At 40.9% G+C, this 25,174-nt stretch carries 7 protein-coding genes; all 7 read left to right on the top strand.

The annotated features are described in order from the left end of the window. The first annotated feature begins 13 nt into the window (after positions 1-13). Positions 14-10,732: a non-ribosomal peptide synthetase gene (locus H580_RS22755; RefSeq protein WP_051217105.1), complete on the top strand. Its 10,719-nt coding sequence runs from the start codon at positions 14-16 to the stop codon at positions 10,730-10,732. An 85-nt stretch (positions 10,733-10,817) separates the two neighbouring features. Continuing rightward, positions 10,818-12,104, top strand: coding sequence for an MFS transporter (locus H580_RS0100115; RefSeq protein WP_028592996.1), 1,287 nt, complete (start codon positions 10,818-10,820; stop codon positions 12,102-12,104). Between the two features lie 346 nt (positions 12,105-12,450). Then, on the top strand, positions 12,451-13,716 hold the full coding sequence (gene fabD, locus H580_RS0100110) for an ACP S-malonyltransferase (protein ID WP_028592995.1): 1,266 nt from the start codon (positions 12,451-12,453) through the stop codon (positions 13,714-13,716). Positions 13,717-13,945: 229 nt separating this feature from the next. Further along, positions 13,946-15,589: a hypothetical protein gene (locus H580_RS0100105; RefSeq protein WP_028592994.1), complete on the top strand. Its 1,644-nt coding sequence runs from the start codon at positions 13,946-13,948 to the stop codon at positions 15,587-15,589. After that, on the top strand, positions 15,561-17,285 hold the full coding sequence (locus H580_RS25265; protein WP_051217104.1) for a GBS Bsp-like repeat-containing protein: 1,725 nt from the start codon (positions 15,561-15,563) through the stop codon (positions 17,283-17,285). The genes H580_RS0100105 and H580_RS25265 overlap by 29 nt, the downstream gene beginning before the upstream one ends. A 261-nt stretch (positions 17,286-17,546) precedes the next feature. After that, the gene (locus H580_RS25260) at positions 17,547-19,535 is read left to right on the top strand and encodes a PA14 domain-containing protein (protein WP_051217101.1); all 1,989 of its coding nucleotides are present in this window, start codon (positions 17,547-17,549) and stop codon (positions 19,533-19,535) included. 135 nt (positions 19,536-19,670) lie between these two features. Beyond that, positions 19,671-25,172 carry a polymorphic toxin-type HINT domain-containing protein gene (locus H580_RS0100090; RefSeq protein WP_028592993.1) on the top strand — a complete coding sequence of 1,834 codons (5,502 nt, stop codon included), beginning with the start codon at positions 19,671-19,673 and terminating at the stop codon, positions 25,170-25,172. Positions 25,173-25,174 lie beyond the last annotated feature (2 nt).

The raw sequence follows: 25,174 nt of genomic DNA, 5'->3' as shown, positions 1-25,174 counted from the left end.
GGGAGGGATTTGGTTGGAGAAATTGGAAGTTAAAAGCGTCTACTCTTTATCGCCGATGCAAGAAGGAATGCTATTTCACACTTTACTGAATCCAACATCGCCGGCATATTTCGAACAATTTCAGTGTACGCTTCTTGGTGAACTTAATGTGCGCTTATTGGAGCAAAGTTTTAATATTTTAATAGAAAAATACGAGATTTTAAGAACTAACTTTATGCATTTGAACTTGAAAAGTCCAAAGCAAATCGTATTTGAGAAACGAAAGCTTACGATTAAGTATGAGGATCTATCCAATAATGGGATGGATATAACGGAAGCCGAGGCATTTATCGAACAGTATGCAGTAGAAGATAAACGTAACGGTTTTGATCTAGCAAAAGATATGTTGATTCGTCTCGCTGTATTCCGAGTGGGTGAGGATCGATTTAAAATTGTATGGAGCTATCATCATATTTTAATGGATGGATGGTGTCTCAAGCTGCTGCTTCAGCAGTGGCTTGAGTACTATAACGTACTGTTGAATAGCCAACCACTTCATATAAGTAAAGTACGGCCTTACGCAGATTATATTCGCTGGTTGGAGCAACAAGATCGTGATGAAGCCAAGCAGTTTTGGTTGAAATACCTTGAAGGTTATTCAACGCAAGCCATACTGCCATCTTTATCTATGGGAGAACATGTGCGGGAGAACAAACAGGAATATGTTCAAGTCGATCATTTTTTTCGAATTGACGAAGATGTAAGATTCAGACTAGAAAGCATTGCCAAGAAGCAGCAGGTGACCTTAAACACCGTATTGCAATCTGCGTGGGCCATCATGTTAGGAAAATACAATCGTACCGATGATGTAGTAATTGGCACAGTTACATCAGGAAGGCCTGCGGCAGTTGACGGTGTGGAAGAAATGATAGGGTTATTTATTAATACCATTCCTGTTCGAATAAAGTGGGATAATCATGATCGCTTTGATGAAATGCTTCAACAGGTTCAACGTTCTGGCGTAGAAGCGCAAAACTATGATTATTACCCTTTAGCAGATATACAATCTAACTCTGAGTTGAAACAAACGCTGCTTCACCATTTATATGGATTTCAAAATTATCCGTTTAAACATAATCCTCAAGATGAGCCTGAGCCGTATACATTTACAATCGAAGAAGAACAAGATTTTGAGCAGTCCAATTATGATTTTAACGTTATTGTGAGCGCTAGCGAAGGGCTGGAAGTTAATTTTAAATATAATGCTGCTTGTTTTGATGCATTCATGGTGCAAAACATAGAACATCACTTCAAACATATCCTACATCAGATTAGTCAACAGCCTGGAATTTGTATCGGAGCTATCTGCCTTATAACTGACATCGAACGCACGCTCCTATTAGAACAATTTAATGAAACAACGGTGTCTTACGATTTAGATGGGACCTTTCTAAAAAGATTCGAGGCTCAAGTTCGAGAGTGTCCTGATGATATTGCAGTAGTCTATCGTGATCAAGAACTAAGCTATAAACAATTAAATGAACGTGCCAATCAATTGGCAAATTGGTTGAAGGAACAGGGAATAACTCATCAACAAGTGATTGGTTTGATGCTAGATCCTTGCACTGAAATGGTCGTTGGTATGCTTGCTATTGCAAAAGTGGGGGGCGTATTTCTACCCATTGATCATAGTTATCCGATCGAGCGTATTCAATATATGCTCGAAGATAGTGCTGCTGCTTTGTTATTGTCGAATCAGAGTTGTTTGCGAAAAGGACCATGGGCAGCATGGGGAGTTAGGTATGCTGCAATTGAGGATATTCAGTTAGATCTTTTTGAACATTCCAATCTCAATCATCATGTCCAACCGACGGATTTAGCTTATCTTATCTATACATCTGGTTCTACAGGAAAGCCCAAAGGAGTCATGATTGAGCATCGATCACTGTTGAACTTCGCACTATGGTATGTCGAATATTACAAATTCTCGAAGCATGATAAATGTGCTAAATACATAGGATTTGGCTTCGACCCTTCCGTTAGTGAAATGGTACCACCGCTCCTTGCAGGAAGTTCTATCGTTATCATACCTGAAGAAATCCGATTGGAACTTGATGCACTCAATCAATTTATGGAAGAAAAAGGTGTTACAATTGCTGCATTTCCTGCTGCCATAACCGAGCAATTCATCAAACTGGGCAATCGTACTTTAACAAGACTGATCACCGGTGGGGATAAGCTCAAACATTTTGAAAGTTGCAGTTTCCAAATTTACAATAATTATGGCCCAACCGAAAACACCATTACCTCAACCGTATTTCCGGTAAGCAGCCTTTTACACAATATCCCGATTGGAAAGCCAATCTCCAACGGAAGAGTATACATTGCTGATGACGATGGATGCTTGCTACCAGTGGGAGTGCCGGGAGAATTATACGTTGCTGGTACAGGCTTGGCTAGAGGATATTGGAATAGACCGGATCTAACAGAATCGAGCTTTATACCAGATCCGTATGTGCCAGGAGAAAGGATGTACCGAACGGGAGATTTGTGCCGTTGGCTGCCTGATGGCAATATCGAATTTCTAGGCCGAATAGACAATCAAGTCAAGATTAGAGGCTATCGGGTTGAATTAGGAGAAATTGAATGGCATTTGTTTCAACAGCCTGAGATTAAAGAAGCAGCCGTTACCATTTTAGAGCGAGTGAATGGTGAGAAGATACTAGTAGGCTATATGGTTGCAGAAGCAGCCGTAACCAGTACTGAAATGAAACGTCGCCTTGCTAAAATATTGCCAGATTATATGGTTCCTACTTATTTGATATTTCTAGATAAGATGCCGCTTACCTCTAATGGAAAGATCGATCGCCAATCTCTTCCGTATCCGAAAGAGGCTAATATCGAAAGTGGGGAATATGCAAATCCTACTAATGAGATAGAAGCAAAAATGATTAGCATTTGGAAAAATATATTGGGTGTAGAGCATGTTGGAGTTAATAGTCATTTTTTTGCTTTGGGCGGAAATTCACTAAGTGCGATTAGGCTTGTTTCAGCCATAAAAAAAGAGCTCCAATTTGGATTGCCGTTACAAGATATTTTCCAGCAGCCATTGTTATCTGACATGGCTCGAATGATAACGGGAACCGATAATCGGTATGCCGCTATTGAACCAGCAGCACCTGCAGCGTATTATCCGGTATCACCTGCACAGCGACGTATATTTATTATCGAACAACTAGAAGGGGTAGGGTATGCCTATCATATGCCTGTCATCGTTCGTTTACGAGGAAATCTGGATAAGGAGCGTTGGAGAAAAGCCATTCTGCATTTAGTTCAACGGCATGATTCCCTGCGCACCACCTTTGCTTGGGTGAACGGAGAACCGATGCAGCAGGTGGGGCAAGTTAGGCAAGAAGCTGTAGATGTTAGGGAACTGCTTGGAGGTGAAGCAGATCTAGAGACAGCGGTGGAAGACTTTATGCAGCCGTTTGATTTGTACCATGGCCCGCTATTCCGTGCTCGATTGCTTCATATCTCTGCTGAAGAGCATCTTATGCTTGTGGATATGCATCATATCATTGCAGATGGCACTTCCATTGGTGTGTTGGTCGAGGAGTTCAGCCAGCTGTACCGGGAAGAAGTGTTACCTAACCTTCGGATTCAGTATCAAGATTATGCAGTGTGGCAGCAAGAGCAAGCTCAGAATGGTCAGTTTGACAAGCAGGAACAGTATTGGCTTAGTCAGTTCGAAAAAGAAATTCCAGTACTGACGTTGCCGCTTGATCAACCGCGACCTCAGATGCAAAGTTTTGAAGGCGATATCCTAGTACTCTATCTTGATACCGAATTGCGCGAGCGTATACATAAGCTGGCTGCAGATACAGGAACTACTTTGTATATGGTGATGCTGGCTGCCTATACCGTTTTGTTATCGAAATACAGTGGGCAGGAGGATATTGTTGTAGGAACACCGACAGCAGGTCGTCCACATGCTGATCTTGAACAAATGGTAGGGATGTTTGTCAACACGCTTGCGTTACGCAGCTACCCAATAGGAACTTTAACATTTTTGGATTATATACAAGCGACCAAGCAACGTGTTCTGGAAGCATTTGAGCATCAAGAATATCCGTATGAGCAGTTGGTGGATAAACTGAATATCCAACGTGATTTTAGCCGAAATCCATTGTTTGACACGATGTTCGCTGTGGAGAATATGTCGCTTGGGGAACTGCAAGCGGAAGGGCTGACGTTGGAGCCATATACGACACCACGTACGATTGCGAAGTTTGATCTGACATTTACGATAACTGAAAATAGTCAGGGAATCGAATTAGATATTGAATATGCTACAGCCTTATTTAACCGTGCAACGATTGAACGAATGGCTAAGCATTATGTCCGAGTATTAGAGATCGTGATGGAACATCCAAGTACTTTGCTTTCACAAGTTAACTTACTAGTCGAAGAAGAGCGTACACAGATTCTACAATTGTTTAATGATACATGGACCGCGTATCCGCGTGAGAAGACGATCCACGCTCTATTCGAGGAGCAGGTAGCAAGCACGCCGGATCGGTTTGCGATTACATTTGAGGACGAGCGGCTCACTTATAGGGAACTGAATGAGCGTGCAGATCGACTGGCAAATGCATTGCAGGCAAGAGGAATTATGCGAGATCAAGCAGTGGCGATAATCGGTGATCGTTCACTTGCCATTATTATCGGTATGTTGGCTGTGCTGAAAGCTGGTGGCGCATATGTACCAATTGATCCCGATTATCCACTAGATCGGATTGAGTATGTGCTTCATGACAGTCAATGCCAGCTTGTACTGGTGCAAGGAGCTTATGCTGATAGGGTGCCAGGAGATGCTGCTATGCTCGTACTGGAAGATGAGTCAAGCTGGAGTAAGGCTAGCGCGGAGCAAATAAACAAAATGGTAGCTAGAGAAGTTAATGCAACGGATCTAGCTTATGTTATGTACACATCAGGGTCTACCGGTCGTCCAAAAGGAGTGATGATCGAGCACCGAAATGTAGTGCGATTGGTAAAAAACAATCAGTATATGTCATTTGCAGAAGGTGAGCGCATTTTACAAACAGGAGCGCCTGTCTTTGATGCAACTACTTTTGAAATATGGGGAGCTTTGCTGAACGGTCTGGAATTGTATGTGGTAGACAAATATACCATTTTAAATCCACAGAAGCTGGGAGAAGCGATTCGCAACTATGACATCACGACGATGTGGCTAACAGCAGCATTATTTGGACAGCTTGCTCAGGAACGCACGGACCTGTTTGAGCCGCTTACCTATTTACTAGTAGGTGGTGATGCATTGCCTGCGAAGCAAATTCAAGCTGTACGTGATCGTTGTCCAAATCTCGTCATCATCAATGGATATGGGCCGACAGAAAATACAACGTTCTCCCATACGTACGTTATTAAAAACAACGTCGAAAGCAATATACCAATAGGCAGACCAATTAGCAATTCCACTGCTTATATCGTAGATAAATACGGCGAGCTTCTGCCAATTGGTGTACCAGGAGAGCTGTGGGTTGGCGGTGATGGTGTAGGAAGGGGTTATTGGAACAATGATGATCTGACGGCAGGGAAATTTGTGCCGAGTCCATGGGTGCAAGGCGAACGGATATATAAGACAGGGGATAGGGCGAAGTGGCTGCCGGATGGTAACGTACAATTTCTTGGTCGATTAGATTACCAAGTGAAAATACGAGGCTTCCGTGTAGAAACGGGTGAGATTGAGGCCCAAATTGCACAGCACAAAGCAGTAAGTGAAGTAGTGGTCACAGTCGTAATAGAAGAAGATGAGAGCAAGTCATTGTGCGCCTATGTAGTCACGGAGATGGGCGCGGAGGAGCTTAGAGCCTACTTAAAGGAACATATACCAGAGTATATGATTCCTTCCTATATCATTATGATGGATCGGCTCCCATTAACGCCAAATGGAAAAGTAGATCGTAGATCATTACCGCAACCAGAGTCTCAGCCTATTCGAGGTCGAGGTAACGTGTACATACCACCGCTGACTGATATTGAGATCAGACTGTCTAACATATGGAAAGACATATTAAAAGTGGATGAGGTAGGACGCAACGATCATTTCTTTCAGCTTGGTGGACATTCCCTAAAAGCGGCTATACTTCTTGCTCGAATTAGTAAGGAGTTACATGCTGATTTTCCGTTAAAGGAAATATTCAAGTCACCGATCTTATCGGATATGGCACAGCTGATAAGTAGATATGATAGCAATTATTATGAAATTAATCCTGCATCACCTGCAGTGTATTATCCGGTATCATATGCACAGCGGCGCATATTTATCATCGAACAGTTAGAAGGGGTAGGACACGCTTATCATATGCCTGTCATTGTTCGTTTGCGGGGAAATCTGGATAAGGAACGTTGGGTAAAAACCATTCTGGATTTAGTTCAACGGCATGATTCCCTGCGCACCACCTTTGCTTGGGTGAACGGAGAACCGATGCAGCAGGTGGGGCAAGTTAGGCAAGAAGCTGTAGATGTAAAGGAACTGCTAGGAGGAGAGTCTACGCTCGAACAAGAAGTGGAAGATTTTATGCAGCCATTTGATCTGTATAATGGTCCCCTATTCAGGGCGCGACTACTTCATATCTCAAATGAAGAGCATCTCATGCTCGTGGATATGCATCATATCATTGCAGATGGTACTTCCATTGGTGTGCTGGTCGAAGAGTTTAGCCGATTGTATGGTGAAGAAACGTTACCGGATCTTCGGATTCAGTATCAAGATTATGCAGTATGGCAGCAGGAGCAGGCACAGAATGGTCGGTTAGATAAGCAGGAGCAGTATTGGCTCAGTCAGTTCGGAGGTGAGCTTCCAGTGCTCACGCTGCCGCTTGATCATCCGCGACCTCAGATGCAAAGTTTTGAAGGCGATACCCTGGTGCTCTATCTTGATACGGATCTACGCGAGCGTATACATAAGCTAGCTGCAGATACAGGAACTACTTTGTATATGGTGATGCTGGCTGCCTATACCGTTTTGTTAGCGAAATACAGTGGGCAGGAGGATATAGTCGTAGGAACACCGACTGCTGGTCGGCCGCATGCTGATCTTGAACAAATGGTAGGGATGTTCGTTAACACGCTCGCGGTACGCAATTGTCCGAAAGGAACGCTTACATTTTTGGACTATGTGCAGGCTACAAAGGAGTGCGTGCTGGAGGCATTCGAACATCAAGAATATCCATATGAACAGTTGGTAGATAAGCTGAATATCCAACGAGACTTTAGCCGGAATCCATTATTCGACACGATGTTTGCAGTGGAAAATATGTCGCTTGGGGAGCTGCAAGCGGAAGGGTTGATATTGGAGCCATATACGACGCCGCGAACGATTGCGAAGTTTGATCTGACTTTCACGATAACTGAAAATAGTCAGGGAATCGAATTAGATATTGAATATGCTACAGCCTTATTCAACCGCGCAACGATCGAACAAATGGCTAATCGTTTTGTCCAAATTTTAGAGACCGTAATGGAACAGCCGAATATTTTACTTTCTCAAATAAGCGTATTAACTAAAGTGGAGCGTAAACAAATTTTAGAATCGTTTAATGATACATGGACAGCGTATCCACGTGAGAGGACGATTCACGCTCTATTCGAGGAGCAGGTGGCAAGTACACCGGATCGGATTGCGCTTACATTTGAGCAAGAGCGTCTTACATATAAGGGGCTGAATGAGCGGGCAGATTGCTTGGCACATGCTTTACGAGCGCAAGGCGTAAAACGAGATCAAGCTGTGGCAATAATCGGCGATCGATCGATCGCTATCATTGTAGGTATGCTTGCCGTGCTAAAAGCAGGAAGCGCGTATGTACCAATTGATCCCGATTATCCACCGGATCGGATTGAGTATGTGCTTCATGACAGTCAATGCCAACTTGTACTGGTGCAAGCTGCGTATGCTGATAAGGTGCCAGGAGATGTTGCCATACTCGTACTGGAAGACGAGACAAGCTGGAGTAAGGCGAGCACGGAGCAAGCAAATGAAATGGTAGCTAGAGAAGATAAGGTTACGGATCTGGCTTATGTTATGTACACATCAGGCTCGACGGGTCGTCCAAAAGGAGTGATGATCGAGCACCGGAATATAGTGCGATTAGTAAAAAACAATCAATATATGCCGTTTGCAGAAGGTGAGCGTATTCTGCAAACAGGAGCGCCTGTGTTTGATGCGACAACATTTGAAATATGGGGAGCTTTGCTGAATGGTTTGGAATTATATGTGGTAGACAAATATACCATTCTAAATCCTCACAAGCTGGGAGAGGTGATTCAAAACTACAGCATTACGACGATGTGGCTAACAGCCGCGTTGTTCAGCCAGCTTGCCCAAGAACGAACGGACCTGTTTGAGCCGCTTACCTATTTACTAATTGGTGGCGATGCATTGCCTACTAAACAAGTACAAGCAGTACGTGATCGTTGCCCGAATCTCGTTATGATTAATGGATATGGGCCGACAGAAAATACAACGTTTTCTCTAACGTATGTCATTGAAGACAACATCGAAACCAATATTCCAATCGGGAAACCAATTAGCAATTCAACAGTTTATATTGTAGATGCATATGGGCAGCTCCTGCCGATTGGTATACCAGGTGAGTTGTGGGTTGGCGGTGATGGAGTAGGCAGAGGCTATTGGAATAATGTCGACTTGACGGCAGAGAAGTTTGTGCCGAATCCATGGGTGCAAGGCGAGCGGATTTACAAGACGGGAGATAGGGCGAAATGGCTGCCAGATGGTAACGTACAATTTCTGGGTCGACTCGACTACCAAGTGAAAATACGAGGCTTCCGTGTAGAAACAGGAGAGATTGAAGGCCAAATCATCCAACACAACGGAGTGAGTGAAGTTGTTGTTACGATCGTAACAGAGGATGATGAAAGCAAATCATTGTGTGCATATGTGGTAGCTGAGATGAGTGAGGAGGAGCTTAGGGCATATTTGAAGGAGCATCTACCAGAGTATATGATTCCGTCCTATATCGTCCTACTGGATCGACTTCCATTAACAACAAACGGTAAAGTGGATCGTAAGTCTCTTCCAGCTCCTGAACAAAAAATAAGCCCTACAGAGGAAATCATTAAGCCACGCAATGATATCGAGAAACAGATCGTAGAACTATGGCAGGATGTACTCAACGTTAAGCCGATCAGTGTTTACAATAACTTTTTTTCAATCGGTGGACATTCGTTAAACGCGATCGAAGTTATTGCAAGACTATCGAAGCAAGGGTGGAATCTCTCGATTCAACAATTATTTTCAAACCCTACACCAGCGTCATTGGCGGAATGGATGACAAATCATAATGAAACTTCAACTTCATATTCGTTGGATATGAGGTTCGAGCCTATCGAATACCGTACAATTAGCAGTCAAGAAATGACTGATTTAATGGCAAGCATTGAAGTTATGCAGGAGGAGTTTGTATCTGAATTACTTGCAGGCGAAGTGGAGGAAGTATATCCCATTTCTCCAACACAGTTCTATCATCTAGATGTTCATGATGTATCGGGGACAATATTTACATTGGAACAGCCTGTAGACCGCAGTGTACTCGAGCACGCTATCACCCATCTTATTTCTAGACAAGATGTGCTGCGCAGTGTACTTGATAAGCGCAATGATGAGGGTTGGAAACTACTCACAATGCCGGATCAACTTCGTATCCCATATGTAGACTTATCAAATTATGACCTTTCATCTCAAGATTTGATTATGCAGAAATTGCTGCATGATTGGTTCCTTCGTTCGTACACTGCATCGGACACGTTGATGTACAGGTTACTAGTTTTGAAGATGGATAGTCATCGACATACTATCATTTTGCCTTGCTCGCACGCTATTTTTGACTACATGAGCAGTGAAGTAATTAAATCCTCGTTAATCGAATATTGCAATTGTTTAGGAAAAGGTTGGGATCTACCTGCAGATACAGGGAGCACGTACCGGAATTTCGTTAATCAAATTCGTTTGGGTCCAATAGAAACGGACGACGAAGAGATTTTGCAACGATTTTCCCTTGAAAAGTTTCATTCTGCTGCAATCGATTCTTTGCAGCTATTCAATCGTTTCGCTGCAACAGACAGTACTTCTATTACCTTCAAGACAGAGTGTGTCTATGAAGGAGTAGAAGGCAACTGGAGACAGGCACTAGAAATGTTTATTACCTTCTTTAATGTCAACTTTGGACTTCGTCGTATACCTATGTGGCTTACGCATTACGGGCGACAATATAATAAATCGAATTATTATCATGTAGTTGGCGAGTGTATTGATTACATCCCAGTTGTGCTTGATGCGGAGTCAAATATTATTGAGCAGTTCAACAATATTCATAAACTTGTGGCGCTAGCGAATGATACATCTCTTAATATGGCTAATTTGATGTATAATCCTGCTGCCACAGAATTGTGGAGTCGATCCGCACAGCATATTCGTGAGGCGTTTGCTTGCATGCCTATTAATTTTAATTATTTGGGTGAACAGGATACATCCCACGATTATTTTAAAGATACCGAGATAAATAAAGTTAATACAGAAGGTAGACAGCGCATTTTATTCACAAGTTGGCATGATAAAGGACATCTCTATGTGAATGTAGCACTCCCGTTCACAGAAAATGCAGATAGACTGATTCAATGCTTAGTGCAATCGCATGAAGTCATTCTGACGTAATGTCTTATACGGGTTACTAGCTGTGTTGTATCGATGAAAAGCAAAGGAATTGTTTACAAATTAATGGATAGAAAGGTAGGGGGATATGAATAATACTCGAAATATAGTGTTGTTCAGTATCAGTAGGCTGCTTTCAGAATTAATGACGTCCATGTTCAAGTTTGCATTGAGTCTTTACATCTTAGATATAACAGGTTCGGCCAGCATGTTCTCAATTGTTTTAGCATGTATGTATATCCCTAGTGTGATTGTGGATATTTTTGCGGGTGTGTATATCGACCGTTCGGACAAGAAAAAGGTACTTGTCATGTGTGATCTTTTAAGCGGGGTAGCCATCCTTCTCTTTCTGGTCGCATTTCAATTTTATCCTACACATATAGGGTTATTCATTGGCTATGCGCTTGTTCTTAGTACGTTGCAAGCTCTATTCAGCTTAGGAGTGAGTGCATCTGTTCCCCTTCTGGTCTCTGCTGATAGAGTTTCTGCAGTAAACTCTAGTAACCAAAGCATCAATGCACTTCTCAACATAGCGGGGCCAATCGTTGGTGCTGTCGCTTACAGTATCATGGACTTAGGTACGATTCTTCTCGTTAATGGTATCGCTTTTATCGCATCTGGGATCGTTAATATATTCTTAGTATTTAAAAAGAGTCAGGCAGCTGAAGAACATAAGAAACCGTATTGGGACAGTCTAAAAGAAGTTTATCAATATATCTATCAACGTTCTGCTATTAAATATTTGTTAGGTGTATTTATCGTCACAAACTTCATTATTGCACCTGCTATGGGATTAGTACTGCCGTTTATTATTTACCAAGAATTAAAGATGTCAGCTCATCAGCTAGCATTTATTGAAGCAGCAGCCTCGGCAGGTCTGATTATCGGAGCGATATTAATATCGCTGAGGAAGTTGAGTACATTTATCTCCAATAAAATATTTGTATTATTTCAATTACAGGCAGTTGCACTAGTGCTATGGGCTTTTCCGAAGTTACCATTTGTTGATATTCAAGCTACCGGTTGGATTACGTTCGGTTACATCATCATACTTGCATCTACTGGAATGTTGATGTCTATGGGGAATATTCCAATGGTCTCCTATGTTCAACTGTATGTGCCAGATCACATAAGAGCTAGTATTTTCGGAGTTGTAAGTACCGTTACAACGATCTCCGTCCCAATCGGGATGTGGATATATGGATTGCTGTTAGAACAAGTAGACTTCTCATACTTTATGATTGGCTCCAGCCTTATTTTGTTTGTGGTTGGTTATATGGCTCATCGTAATAAATCATTACGTGATTTCTTTAAGGCAACTCATGAAGAGAGTAAGTTAGCTTCCTCAGAAGCTGCTTCTAGTAAAGAGGTGTAGTCGTAATTCAAGTATGTAAATCAATATTGCCCCACTAACCATTGAAATGGATATGTTGGGAAAGGGATGCGATATTATACGTGAGTCGATTTGCTATTACTTGAATGGCCATGTTTTTAATGAGATTCAACAAGCTCAAATGGAGGTAGCTTCCTCCTAGAATTAAATTGCAAAATGGAATAAGCAATTATTAGGGAGCTGTTATTTTGTACGAAAGACTTTTATAGGACATGTTGGAGTCGCCAACATCGGTTGTGTTTGATTCTTACAATCATTGACCGGTTGGCGACTTTTTGTGCACTGTACTGCACTGTGTTGTAAGCAGTCAATGAAGGGGGCGTACGATATGAATAAAGTGGCGTTTTTGTTCTCGGGTCAAGGATCTCAATATGTTCGTATGGGAAAAACATTTTTTGAACGATATGAATCTGTACGTCGACGGTTTTCAGAAGCGTCTGAGGTATTGGGGTTTAATATATCTGACTTATGTTTTAATGGTACATCAGAGGTTTTAACAAAGACCGAAAATACACAACCAGCTATTTTAATACTTAGTGTGGCTATGTTTGAAGTTGCTGTAAACGAAGGTCTCCGGCCTTCTTATTTAGCTGGACATAGTCTTGGTGAATTATCCGCATTAACCGCAGCTGGAGTATTTCCGTTTACTGACGCAGTGAGGCTAGCACGAATTAGGGGAGAGGCTATGGCCTCTTGCTCACATGACAATAAGGGTGGGATGATAGCAGTCACGAATATGGAACCATCCACGATCGAGATTGTATTGAAAGAGTTAGAAAAGAAAGGCTGCGATGTTAAAATTGCAAACTATAATACTCCGACTCAGACGATACTTTCAGGCAGTACGGAAGGAATCTCTTTCGTAGAAGAGCACCTTCGAAGACTAGGAGCGAATGTAATTCCTCTAAACGTTAGTGGTCCATTTCATAGTCCTTATATGATGGGGGCTGTAAATCCTATGATTACAGCTTTATCAGAAATGAATCTAGGGGGCATGAACATACCCGTTATGAATTGTCATGAGGGACGTTTGTATACAAAAGATGATGACATCCGATCTGTGTTGGCAGCTCAACTGACGGGAGCAGTTCGTTGGACAAAGGTTCTTACTCATTTGTACAGTAATGGGGTGACCCATTGGGTCGAAATGGGGCCTAAGGATGTTCTTAAGAAGCTTACTTTACAAACATTATCGAATGTTTTAGTTTACGCCTATGATAATGAGATTGATAGAGAAGCAATTAAAAAAGAACTCAGGCTATCCGTGCGTAGTGACAAAACAGTACCCGATTTAGTAGCTCTTTGCTTAGGGGCTGCGGTGAGTACGCGTAATACGAATTGGGATGAAGAAGCGTACCAAAAAGGCGTTGTAGAACCATATAAAAATATCCAGATTCTCTATGAATTGATTATGAAAGAACAACGTCATTCGAACGAGGAAGAAATAAGTAAGGCATTAACGTTGCTGCAACGAATTTTAGTGACAAAAGGAGTCTCTCAAGAGGAATGTCATAAGCGAATACGAATGTTACTACACAAATCCAATACGGACATATTGCTACCTGAGTATGGGCATCTATCAATTGTAAAGTAAATGAAGCTGGTGGTCACATGACGTTAACAGTGGACTCCGCAGTTTTTCAAAGAGCTGCTGTTAAGTGAGCGTAGAATAAATAGTTATAACATTTAAAATAAATAGTGCTCATATAGACATATATAGTATTAATTTATAAGATAATTAAGGTGTCTAATTTACTGGGATACACGTGTTACGAATGTTTCTTAACTAAAAACAAATGTTCAAACTTAAAAGGGTGGTTTCTATGAAACGAATTTGTAGTGTCATGCTGGCATGTGTCCTTATGTTCACGGCTACAAGCGTAAGTGCTCTTACAGAGTATGTGTACAATGCAGATGGGCAGTTGGACTACCAGTATAATTATAAGTCCAACACAAAAGTAGACTACAAGCGCAATGATAATGGTAGTCTAATCAATAAAGTAGTAAAGGATAATGCGGTGGTGCCTGTCCAAAATAGGCTTGTAGATGGACAATTTGAACATTTTCAAAAGGGTAATAAAGGCTGGGTTATTCAAAATAGCAAAGCAGATGTAAAACCATTTACCAAATGGGAAGACGGTGGGCTTTCCATTCAATGTTCAGAGCTAGCGCTGCACAGTTTCTGTGGTGTTAGTCAAACGATCACGGTGCAGCCGAACCAGCCGTTTGTCTATCAGGCTGTATTGGATATCCACCAGCTCGTAGGAGTGCATGCGCAAATGTATGTCGATTTCTATGACAAGCAGGGGAAATGGGTTGGAGCTCATATAAAAGACATTCATGAAGATAATGGAATCCCTATGTATACGACTTACAGTACTTCTGGCCTTGTTCCAGTAGCTGCCGAAAAGGCAACTGCATACCTTCTGATCCGAAGTGATTCTGCAAATGGATCGGGAAGCCTCGATGTAACTAGTGCCAGCTTCCAATATGGTAAGAATAATAACCTTATTTATAATGGTCATTTGCAAATTAGTAATGGATACAATCTGTCAGAGGCTTGGACTAGGCATACAGGGGGGCCTCAAAATACGGTATATGAAAGAAAAAAAGATCAGCATAATGATATACAAGAAATAAAAGTTAGTCAGCTTAGCGGTGGCGCTATGGGAGGTATTGCACAGCTTATAGAGGTAGAGCCAAATAAGAAGTTTAAAGTGGCAGGAAACTTTCTGATCAGTGAATTAAATGGCGCACATGTGCAATTGTACGTAGATTTCCTTGATAAGAATGGAGTATTTGTCGGTGCTAATGTAACCCCATACCATTCAACAACGGTTGGTCATTGGATTAATCTTGTGAATCATGGTACTGTTCCTGCAAATGCGGTATCGGCTAGAGTCTATGCTTTGGTTCGAGGGGATAAAGACAATAGTGCGGGTACGATACAAGTCGATAATATTACCTTTAGTTATGATGAGAACGATACCACAGTAAACGGAGATTTCAACGCTTACTATATCGATGATCATATTGCTGCTCACTGGAAATCTGCTTTATCGGTAGCTCAAGATAAACGGTATCAGCTTGTCAACGATGGCAAGGGAGGAGTTTCACAGTTTGTGAAAGGCAATCGTATTCAGAGTGGTGGATATGTAGGTATTCTTCAGACATTTAAGGTGAACCCGCAGCGTCATTTTGAAGCTGATGCAAATCTAAAGATTCATGAATTGAAGGATGCTAAAGTTCAGCTCTATATTGACTTCTTTAATGCAGAAGGAAAATACATGCAAACGAATGCGAAAGAGCTGAATGCTGTTACAGGAGCACAGAGTGTAAAGGTAAGTGCAAGTGGAGAAGTTCCAGATGGAGCTACACATGCATCCGTGTATATTCTTATTCGTGGTAACAACAACGATGCTGGAGGGGCGATAACGGTTGAAAACGTTCAATTTACATATAAATAAAAATAAACGCAGTCAGAATACAAGTGTAGTGTTCATCTGTACGATGTTGTTAATTATATCGATTACTTTCCAAGTATCCATGCATCCTGTATCTGCTGCTGCGCCAGCTGTACAGGTGGATGCAACAAACTCTATAATGGTGAACACGGATAACACGAAAGGCTCCGTGTATATTTATGACCGAGATCAGAAGCTCCATACGACGTTTCAAAATGGCAAAACGATTATTAAGCAATATGATCTTAAGGGGAATTTGATTAAGCGATATGTTCAGGCTGATAAACTTGTATTTTCGACAAGTAATGTTTCGATATCGTTCTATATCAAGGCCAACCCAACAACTACTCATGAAGTAAAAGTACATACGCGTAAAGATAAGACAAGTCCGGACGGTGTTGAAACAGTAGCTACAAAAGTTGGGAACGGTGTGTGGAAGGCTGTAATGCCTTTGGATAAATGGCCGGCTGGTGACCTACAATTTGAATCTACGGTAATTATCAATGGATCTACTGTCAAACAAGTTGAATTTCAAGTTAAAGAGACAGTAACAGCTGATTATAAGTCTGTCGTTTCTTTGAGCGATGAGGTTATTGAAATTCGAGTATCAGGTGTTTCGCAGACAGTATCAAAAGTCGAGTTCCCGACGTGGACGATTGCGAATGGACAAGATGATTTAAAATGGATACAAGGGAAAAAAGCAGATGTTGATACATGGGAAGCTGTTATTCCATTTTCAGGTCATAACTATGAACTGGGTAGATACGTGACCCATATATATGCCCATGATAATAACAGTAATACAAGATTTATTGCAGGAATGGAATACGATGCGGTTGGTGGTGTGAAATATCCAGCACAATCGAAGCTACAGAATCTTTCTCATGATGTCTATGTATATGGTGTAGATCCCAATGTTAAGCAGGTAGAGTTCCCAACATGGACGTTACAAAATGAACAAGATGATATTGAATGGATTCAAGGTGAGAAGGTAGCGCCGGGAGTTTGGAAGGGAACCGTTGTTTACAAAAAGCATAAAGATGAGATTGGGACTTATGTTACACATGTTTATGGGGATTCGAAGGGGATTGATGGTTCAGTAAAAGTAGCTGTGGATGAGAATATCAAAGTTACAGCACCTCAGAGGGTAGAACTTAAAGACGGAAACTATCAAGTAAGAATATCCGGCTTATCTAAAGATATAAAAAATGTATATTTTCCAACATGGACGGATAAAAACGGACAGGACGATCTCATACATCCTTGGGCGAAAGGAATCCGGGAGCAAAATGGTGACTGGGTCTACACGGTAGATTTCAGAAATCATAATTATGAATCTGGTAAGTATCACACTCATGGCTATTCCGAAGATAAGTATGGAAATACGAGAATAATAAGTATAACAGAAGTACATGCAGAGCCGAGTGTGAAATTTAAAAATACAGTCCGTTTAGATGAGCAGTGGTATGACCTTTATGTATATGGGGTAGATCGTGCAGCTAAGAAAGTGGAGTTCCCAACATGGACCGCTTTTCAAGGACAAGATGATATAAAGTGGATTCAAGGTGAGAAAATCAGCGAGGGCGTATGGCGAGGTAGAGTGAAGCTCAGCGATCATAACAATGAAAAAGGAATCTATCATAATCATATTTACATTGACCAAGTCATGTTCCAAGCTCATGATGTTCAAGTGAAGTGATATCGTCCATTCACTGGGGTGGATGAACAGGGCATTACCACTAAAATGTATGCGACTTTAAACCTTGAAGGAGAGAGATTCCTTCAAGGTTTTTTTTAATACGCTTTTTGTCCGATTGAGCATTACGCAAATTTGAATAAGAAAGGATAATTTATATTTTAAATCAAATAAATTTACAAATATTCATATGGACATATATTTTCGTTGTTATAAGATGAATAAGGCTACTAGCCGTTGATAGATTAGTAGGGAGGCTGTGGAATGAATTCACGCATGTTAGGTTGGGTAGGCGTACTATTGATATTTACATTCATCGGAGGATTGTTTCCTAATTACGTTAGTGCTAACCAAGCTAAGAAGACGGTTAAGGCTGCTGGTACACCAGTGAATGGATTAAAGGGAGAATATTACGATAACAAAAATCTAACGAATCTTAAATTATTGCGCACAGATGCGAACATTGATTTCAAGTGGGATTTGGGATCTCCCTCGCCTGAAATAAACGGTGATACGTTCTCTGTACGCTGGACAGGGTATATACAACCGAAATTTAGCGAAGCGTATACCTTTTATATGGTATCGGATGATGGTGTACGGCTTTGGGTGAACGATCAATTGCTCATTGATGAATGGAAGGACCTAGCGGGAGATTTCGTAAGTAAGCCCATCCAATTAGAGGCCAGCAAAAAGCATAAGATTAGGGTAGAGTACTTAGAAAATGACGGCAATGCAAGGACAGATTTGCAATGGTCGAGCCCTAGTCAGCCCAAGGCAATCGTATCTAACGAATCTTTATTTGTACCAGAAGCAGCAGCTGGAACAGGCCTGCGCGGTGAATATTTTAATAATATGGATCTTACCAATCTGAAAATGACGCGTGTAGATAAAAACGTAAATCATAGCATAGGTTTGGCTGCGCCTGAACCAAGTATGGGTGTAGATACGTTCTCGATAAGATGGACAGGTCAAATTGTACCGAAATACACAGAAAGTTACACCTTCGATATGATCTCAGATGATGGCGTCAGAGTGTGGGTTAATGACCAATTAGTGTTAGATAAGTGGCATAATCAAGCTGGAGAATTCTCCAGTAAGCCCATCTCATTAAAAGCAGGATACGCGTATAACATAAGGATTAAATACTATGAAAATGGAGGAGCTTCTACTGCTATTTTGCAATGGTCTAGTTCAAGTCAAGCTAAAGAAGTAGTTCCTCAATCCGCATTGTATCCGCCTAGTTCAACGAGCGGTGTTGGCTTAAAGGGCGAGTATTATAGTGGTAAGAACTTTGAAGAATTAAGGATGACTAGGGTAGATTCAAAAATCGACTATTATTGGGAAGCTGCTTCTCCAAATGATGGGATCACGAATGATGCCTTCTCTGTCCGTTGGACGGGCTACGTAGTGCCCAAATCTACGGAGCTATATAATTTCTACATGCTCGCAGATGATGGGGCAAGAGTGTGGATAAATAATCAGCTTGTACTAGATAGATGGGCAGATCAATCGGGTGAGTTCGTTAGTTCCTCCGTGCCTTTAGTGAAAGGACAGAGATATGAAATTCGCATTGAATACTATGAAAATGCAGGGCATGCAACTTCTAAGCTGCTGTGGTCTACACCAACAATTTCGAAGGAAATTGTTCCACAAATGAACTTGTATCCACCAGAGGAAGTTAGAGGAGTAGGGTTAACGGCTGAGTATTTTAATAACATGGAACTAAAGGATGTCGTGATGACACGTACTGAGCCTGTGATCAATTACGCTTGGGCTGCTGAATCACCTGCTTCTGGTATTAACGTGGATCAGTTCTCTGTTCGCTGGCGTGGTTACATTGAGCCTCCTGTAGAGGAGACATATACCTTCCATATCCATTCAGATGATGGTGTGAGGATATGGGTGAACAATCAATTGATTCTGGATAAGTGGGCTGACCAATCAGGTGAATTTGATAGTATACCCATCTATTTATATGCCGGACAACGATATGAGATACGCGTAGAGTACTTTGAGAATGTAGGACATGCTACCGCAATCTTGCAATGGTCTAGTCCTCAATTGGCTAAAGAGGTTATTAAGCAATCACAACTCTATCCGATTAAGGCTGCCACGGGTTCTGTCGCAAATGATAATAAGCGTAGGTATGCCTATGATGAGCAAGGGAAGCTTATTTCGGTAACTCTCCCTTCGGGCGAAGATATTCATTATAGCTATGATGCAAATGGTAACTTGATATCTAGGAAGAGGTAACGAGGGGAATGTTTTAGTATGTCAAAATTATAAATATATATTCATATACGCATTTATGGTATTGAGAATTGATTTATCGATATCTTAGTTGAGGTTTTCATTACATTAATATAAACAACAGGGGAATGTGAACAAATGAAAAAAATGAGGAAGTTATCCGCTTTACTTGCTTTGGTAATGTTTTTGGAATTAGCGGCACCATTGTTTATGCAAGTTGCAGAAGCAGTAGCAGCGCCTAAGTCAGTTTCCACTCAAACTGCTGATAGTAAGGCATTGCTGACGATTGACTATATCGCGAAGAAATACAATGTATCTCCTTCCGATATTCTTGAGCGATTAAATGAAGGATATTCATTGAAGCATATTGATGATGCTATGGCGAAAAATGCAGATGTAATGGCTTTGCCAGCTACGCTTGAACAGCTTTTTCCGGGTGCAGGGAAGAAATATATCCCAGCTACGGTGACGGATGCGACATATGGTTTGGAATTACCATCTGTTACGGATGCAACCTACTTATGGCCAGATATGATGTCCACGTTTACAGGGAATCAACTGGAGCCCACTTCCGTAACGGAATCGGTATATTCTCGTCAACGAAGAGCTTTGAGAAGTAGTTATAAAGATGAATTCGATAAACTAGCGTTGCAAAAACAGCATACTAAGCTCGATCAAGCGCCATACTCAGTTGGTAATGGGAGTGGCGACATCTCGACACTGGATGGTTCATTAAATATATCAAGTACGGATATAGGTCTACCTGGACGTAATGGAATGTCCTTTCAATTAACAAGAAACTACAACAGTAATTCTGCTGAGTTCTACGAGAAAGATGTTAAATCGAGATATACGTATAGATTATATGTAATGCCTCAAATGAATGTGGAGGTTACACAAGTTACAAAGGATAGTAATGGAAATCTTGTATATGAGCGTTTAAATGGTACATATGTAAATGAATATGGGAATGTTCATTTTTTAGGGCAGACTTTTAATGTGTTCTCTAAAGAACATATTTATTATTCTGCGGGCCCTGATTATGAAGAGCTCGCTGCTGATATAGCTATTGATTATCCTGCTGATAAATTGATGTGGGAAAAGGTAGTTCCATTCAATGAACGTCAGCATTTCATTCTAAAAGCTTATCCGCATGGAGATGGTTCATTTTTTCATTTCGAAAATTTCTTGCCGACAGTTGCGAGTTATTCCGGCTATCAGAATTTCACAGTAGATAATCAGTTAGAAGAGCGTACTAGCCTAGGAAAAGGATGGACATGGGACATTCCTTCTGTGCGTCCTGGAACGTATTACACACCTAATTATGTGACTTTACCTGGTGGGGCTACTTATGCATCGAATGGTAGCACTAGTCTTAGTGGATATCCATATGACGATCTTATATTTGGTGAACATAATGTAGATGTCATAAATAACATTCAGACAGGATACATACTGAAATATAAAAATGGGATGACCTACTATTTTGCAAAAGAAGGATATCTCATCCGACAAGAAGACGCGTATGGTAATTTTCTAAACTTTAAATATCAGAGAATTGGAGGTGGACATTTACTTACTGAAGTATCGGATCCATTAGGAAATATACTTAAATTAGAGTATGTGGGTAATCAAATCATTGCTTCAAATGGTAAAGATAGAGTCGTATATCAAAAAGCTACAGTACCAGATACTTCTCATCAATATTTACAATCTGTAACAGATGTAGCAGGGAGAACAACCTACTATAATTATCAATTTGCAGAGTCAAAGTTTACGCTAACGGGTGGAAGATTACTCAAACGGAATGACTATGCACTAATAAATGGTATTCATCATCCTACAGGTTCTAAGACAGTATTTACGTATATACCAATTGAGCGTCGATTGGGTACTTTGGGAAAACAAATTCAGTATCGTATAACAAATAGTAAAGATGTTACTGAGTACGCGGATAGGGGCATCGTTGAAAGTAACCAACAAACGATTCATTTTGATACAGATCCCTATGCATCAGCATACGAGCATCAGTATAAATCCCATGTATCTAATGGAGTTTCAACATCGTCTTTTACCTATAAAAAAAGTGATAACAATACGCAGCAAATAGAGGTAGTTCAGGGATCAGGTCCTGTACAACATATAACACAACAAATTTACAATACGGTTTCTGACAAGTATCCGAAACAAGTCATTACAACGAGTCGTAGTGGCGGAGCTGAAAGTCCATCCTTTACTGTCAATTATGAATATAATCGAGATGGTAATGTAACAAGTGAAACGAATAGCCTAGGAGCTAGTACTAAGACTACTTATGAATCTGGACGTGGATTACCAGAAACGATAACGACTAAGTTAGAAGCGAATCAACAAACATTTACTCGTATTGTTCGAAATGGTAAAGGTTCAATCATTGATTCCAAAACTTATGCAAACGCAGAAGGCGGGCAGCTTCTCGGCCATATTAATTACGAGTACGATGGCTTCGGGAACATGACGAAAGTAACTGCTCATAATGATAAAGGTAAACCAACTGTATATAGATACCACTATGGTCAGGAGTATCAGCATGGATTCCTTACACAGCAAGAAGTAGATGTCACGAATGTAGATGGGCAAGTATCTACAATTGTAGAAAAATCCACCTATGATCCTATCACGGGGCGTGTCTTGTCTTATACAGATGGTAAGCAGCAAACAACGTCTTATGCGTATGATTCATTAGGAAGAGTCACCTTAATTACAAAACCAGATCAAAATAAGATGACTTATATCTATAATGATGCTACCAATCACATTCAAGTAAAGAACACGCTTGGTGAAGTATTTGATGTGTGGTTTGATCCACTTGGTCGTAAGGTGAAAGAAACAGAAGGCTTAGGTGAAACGAAATACGGCTATGATGAGCGAACAAGCCTATTACAGTGGCAAGAGGACGCGTACGGCAATCGCACGACCTATAGTTATGACGGATTTGGACGTCCTACTAAGACTACGTATGCGAACAATACATCTGATCTAATAGAGTATGATGATGCTAAGCAAACGATAACTACAATAGATGCAGAGCAAAATCGTACGAGAACAACAACAGATGTGCTTGGAAGAGAAGTATTAGTTGAAACTTTGCAGAACAAGCAAAACTATGTGCCGAGTAAACGCACGGAATACAACTTCGCTAATGCAGTTACATCTGTAACAGATGCTAAAGGTAATCGTACGGCTTATCAATACGATGCTGAAGGTCAGCTGACTGCTGTCACTGATGCTGAGAATCAGACGACTAGCTATTCGTATGATCGCCTAGGAAACCTAACCGAAACAACCTATGCGAATCAGCAAAAGATGAAGAAAGAATATGATGAGCTTGGTCGTGTTACGAAAAAGATCAATGAGACAGGTCAGGTTCAGAAGTATTACTATGATGCGAATGGTAATGTAGTGAAGTCTGTCGATCGCAGCGGGACTGTTATGGATAATCAGTTTGATGTACTAGATCGATTGATTACAAATACGGTTGCAAATGAAACGGTGCAATTCGGTTATGATACCGAAGGCAAACGTCTGAGCATGACGGATCATAGAGGTACGACGAATTACAAGTATCAAGCGCGCTCTGGCTTCTTGACCGAAATTCAATACCCGGACGGCGTGAAATTGATAAACAACTATGACCTAAATAAGAAAACAGGTTATGTGTTTGAGGCTCCTGGTGTAAATGTAAAAGTGAACGGCTCTTACAACAATGTAAATCAGTTGAAACAGTTGGACATAGTAAGTGGTAACCAAGCTGCGAAATCGATTACTTACGATTATATTGCAAATGGACAGGTTGCAAAGCAGTCTTATGGTAGCTCCTTTGTAAGTGAGTATCAATATGAAGATATCAAGCTTCAGCAATTGAGCCATAAGAAAGATGGAGTAGCACAAAATACGTTTAAATATGGATACGATCTGAATCGTAACATTGTTCAACGGACTGAGAATAACAATATTACGAACTTTACGTATACGCCGTTGAATCAAATTCAGACATCGAGCGAGTTTAATGAAACATACTCGTACGATGAGCGCTACAATCGTGAGACGCTGGATAGTAATAGAGAATTGCCGCTAAAGTCTGCACAATATGAGTACGATAAAAAGAACCGACTCACAAAGGTAGTAGGTGATCATAACCCAGTTACCTACTCCTATACAGGTGAAGGGTTGTTGTATGAGCGGATAGAAAACAACGTAAAGAACCGTTTCTACTATGACGCTGATAAAAAAATCATAGCTGAAGCCGTAGTAGGAGCGGACGGTAAAGCTAAAGTTAAATATGTGTACTTGTACGATCTAGCTGGTCAACTAATCGGACGACAAGATGCGGCATCCGGTCAAGTGCAGTATTATCAGTTGAATGGACATGGTGATGTTGTAGCCATTGTTGATGAGACGGGTAAAAAGCTAAATGAATACCGCTACGATATTTGGGGTATGCCACTTGAAGAGAAAGAGACGGTTCCTAATATCTTAAAATACTCCGGCGAGTATTGGGACAAGACAACAGGGCTTCAATATCTACGTGCAAGATGGTATGACCCGGGTATGGGACGGTTTATCAGTGAAGATACGTATGAAGGGGATATTACAGATCCACTTAGCTTGAATTTGTATACGTATGTAGCCAATAATCCATTAATCTACATCGATCCAAGCGGAAACGTATGGAAGTGGGTTGAGAACGGTTGGAAGTTGGTCAAAACAGGAGCTAAGAAGACGTTTGATTATTTTGTCATGGATGATTTAAAAGTCTTAATAGATCCTAAGTCCTCATTCTTTGATCGTGTAATGGCTGGAGCCGGTTTCATACCAGTGGGCAAAGTTGTAAAAGGCGGAAAAACACTTATTAAGTGGGCCGATAAAAAAGGTAATACTAAAGTTGTAGAATCGACAATAAAAGGTTGTAACTGTTTCACTGCAGGGACGAAAGTTCTAACAGACGAAGGGGAGAAAAATATTGAAGACATTAAGGTCGGAGATATGGTTCTCGCCAAAGATGAGAATAACCCTGATGGTGAATTAGCATACAAGGAAGTAACGAATCTTTATCGTAACCAACGTGATGATATAATTAAACTGTATGTTGATGATCAGGTTATCGAGACGACGGACAATCATCCATTCTGGGTGGAAGGAAAAGGCTGGGTCTTTGCAGATGAACTAGAAGTGGGCGATAAACTTCAAAAGTCTGACGGAAGCAATCTAACGATTAATAAGCTTGAGTTTATTATGCTAGATGAACCTGTTACAGTTTATAACTTTACGGTTGCTGACTACCATACGTATTATGTGACGGATTTGGGCATTTGGGTGCATAATACGGATTGTGAGATCGTTGATGTTAGTAAGTATAAGAGATGGACAAATGTCGGGTCACAAAAAGACTGGTTAAAAGAAAAGGGATATAAAGAAGGAAAACAATATCGAACCGATATTTTGAAGACTGATGTATCTGATAGAAATGGTAAAAAGATTGGTGAGATTCATTATTTCCAAAAGGACTTTAATGACCCTGATAAATATGTTCCAACGCATTTTCAATTCATTGACCCTAAGACAGGTAAAACTACGTCACAACATTATTATTTTAAATAAAA

It is taken from the genome of Paenibacillus assamensis DSM 18201 (genome assembly GCF_000422445.1).
GTDB classification, from domain to species: domain Bacteria; phylum Bacillota; class Bacilli; order Paenibacillales; family Paenibacillaceae; genus Paenibacillus_B; species Paenibacillus_B assamensis.
Note: the sequence above shows the minus strand (reverse complement) of the source record. Positions and strands in the feature narration are given on the sequence as shown.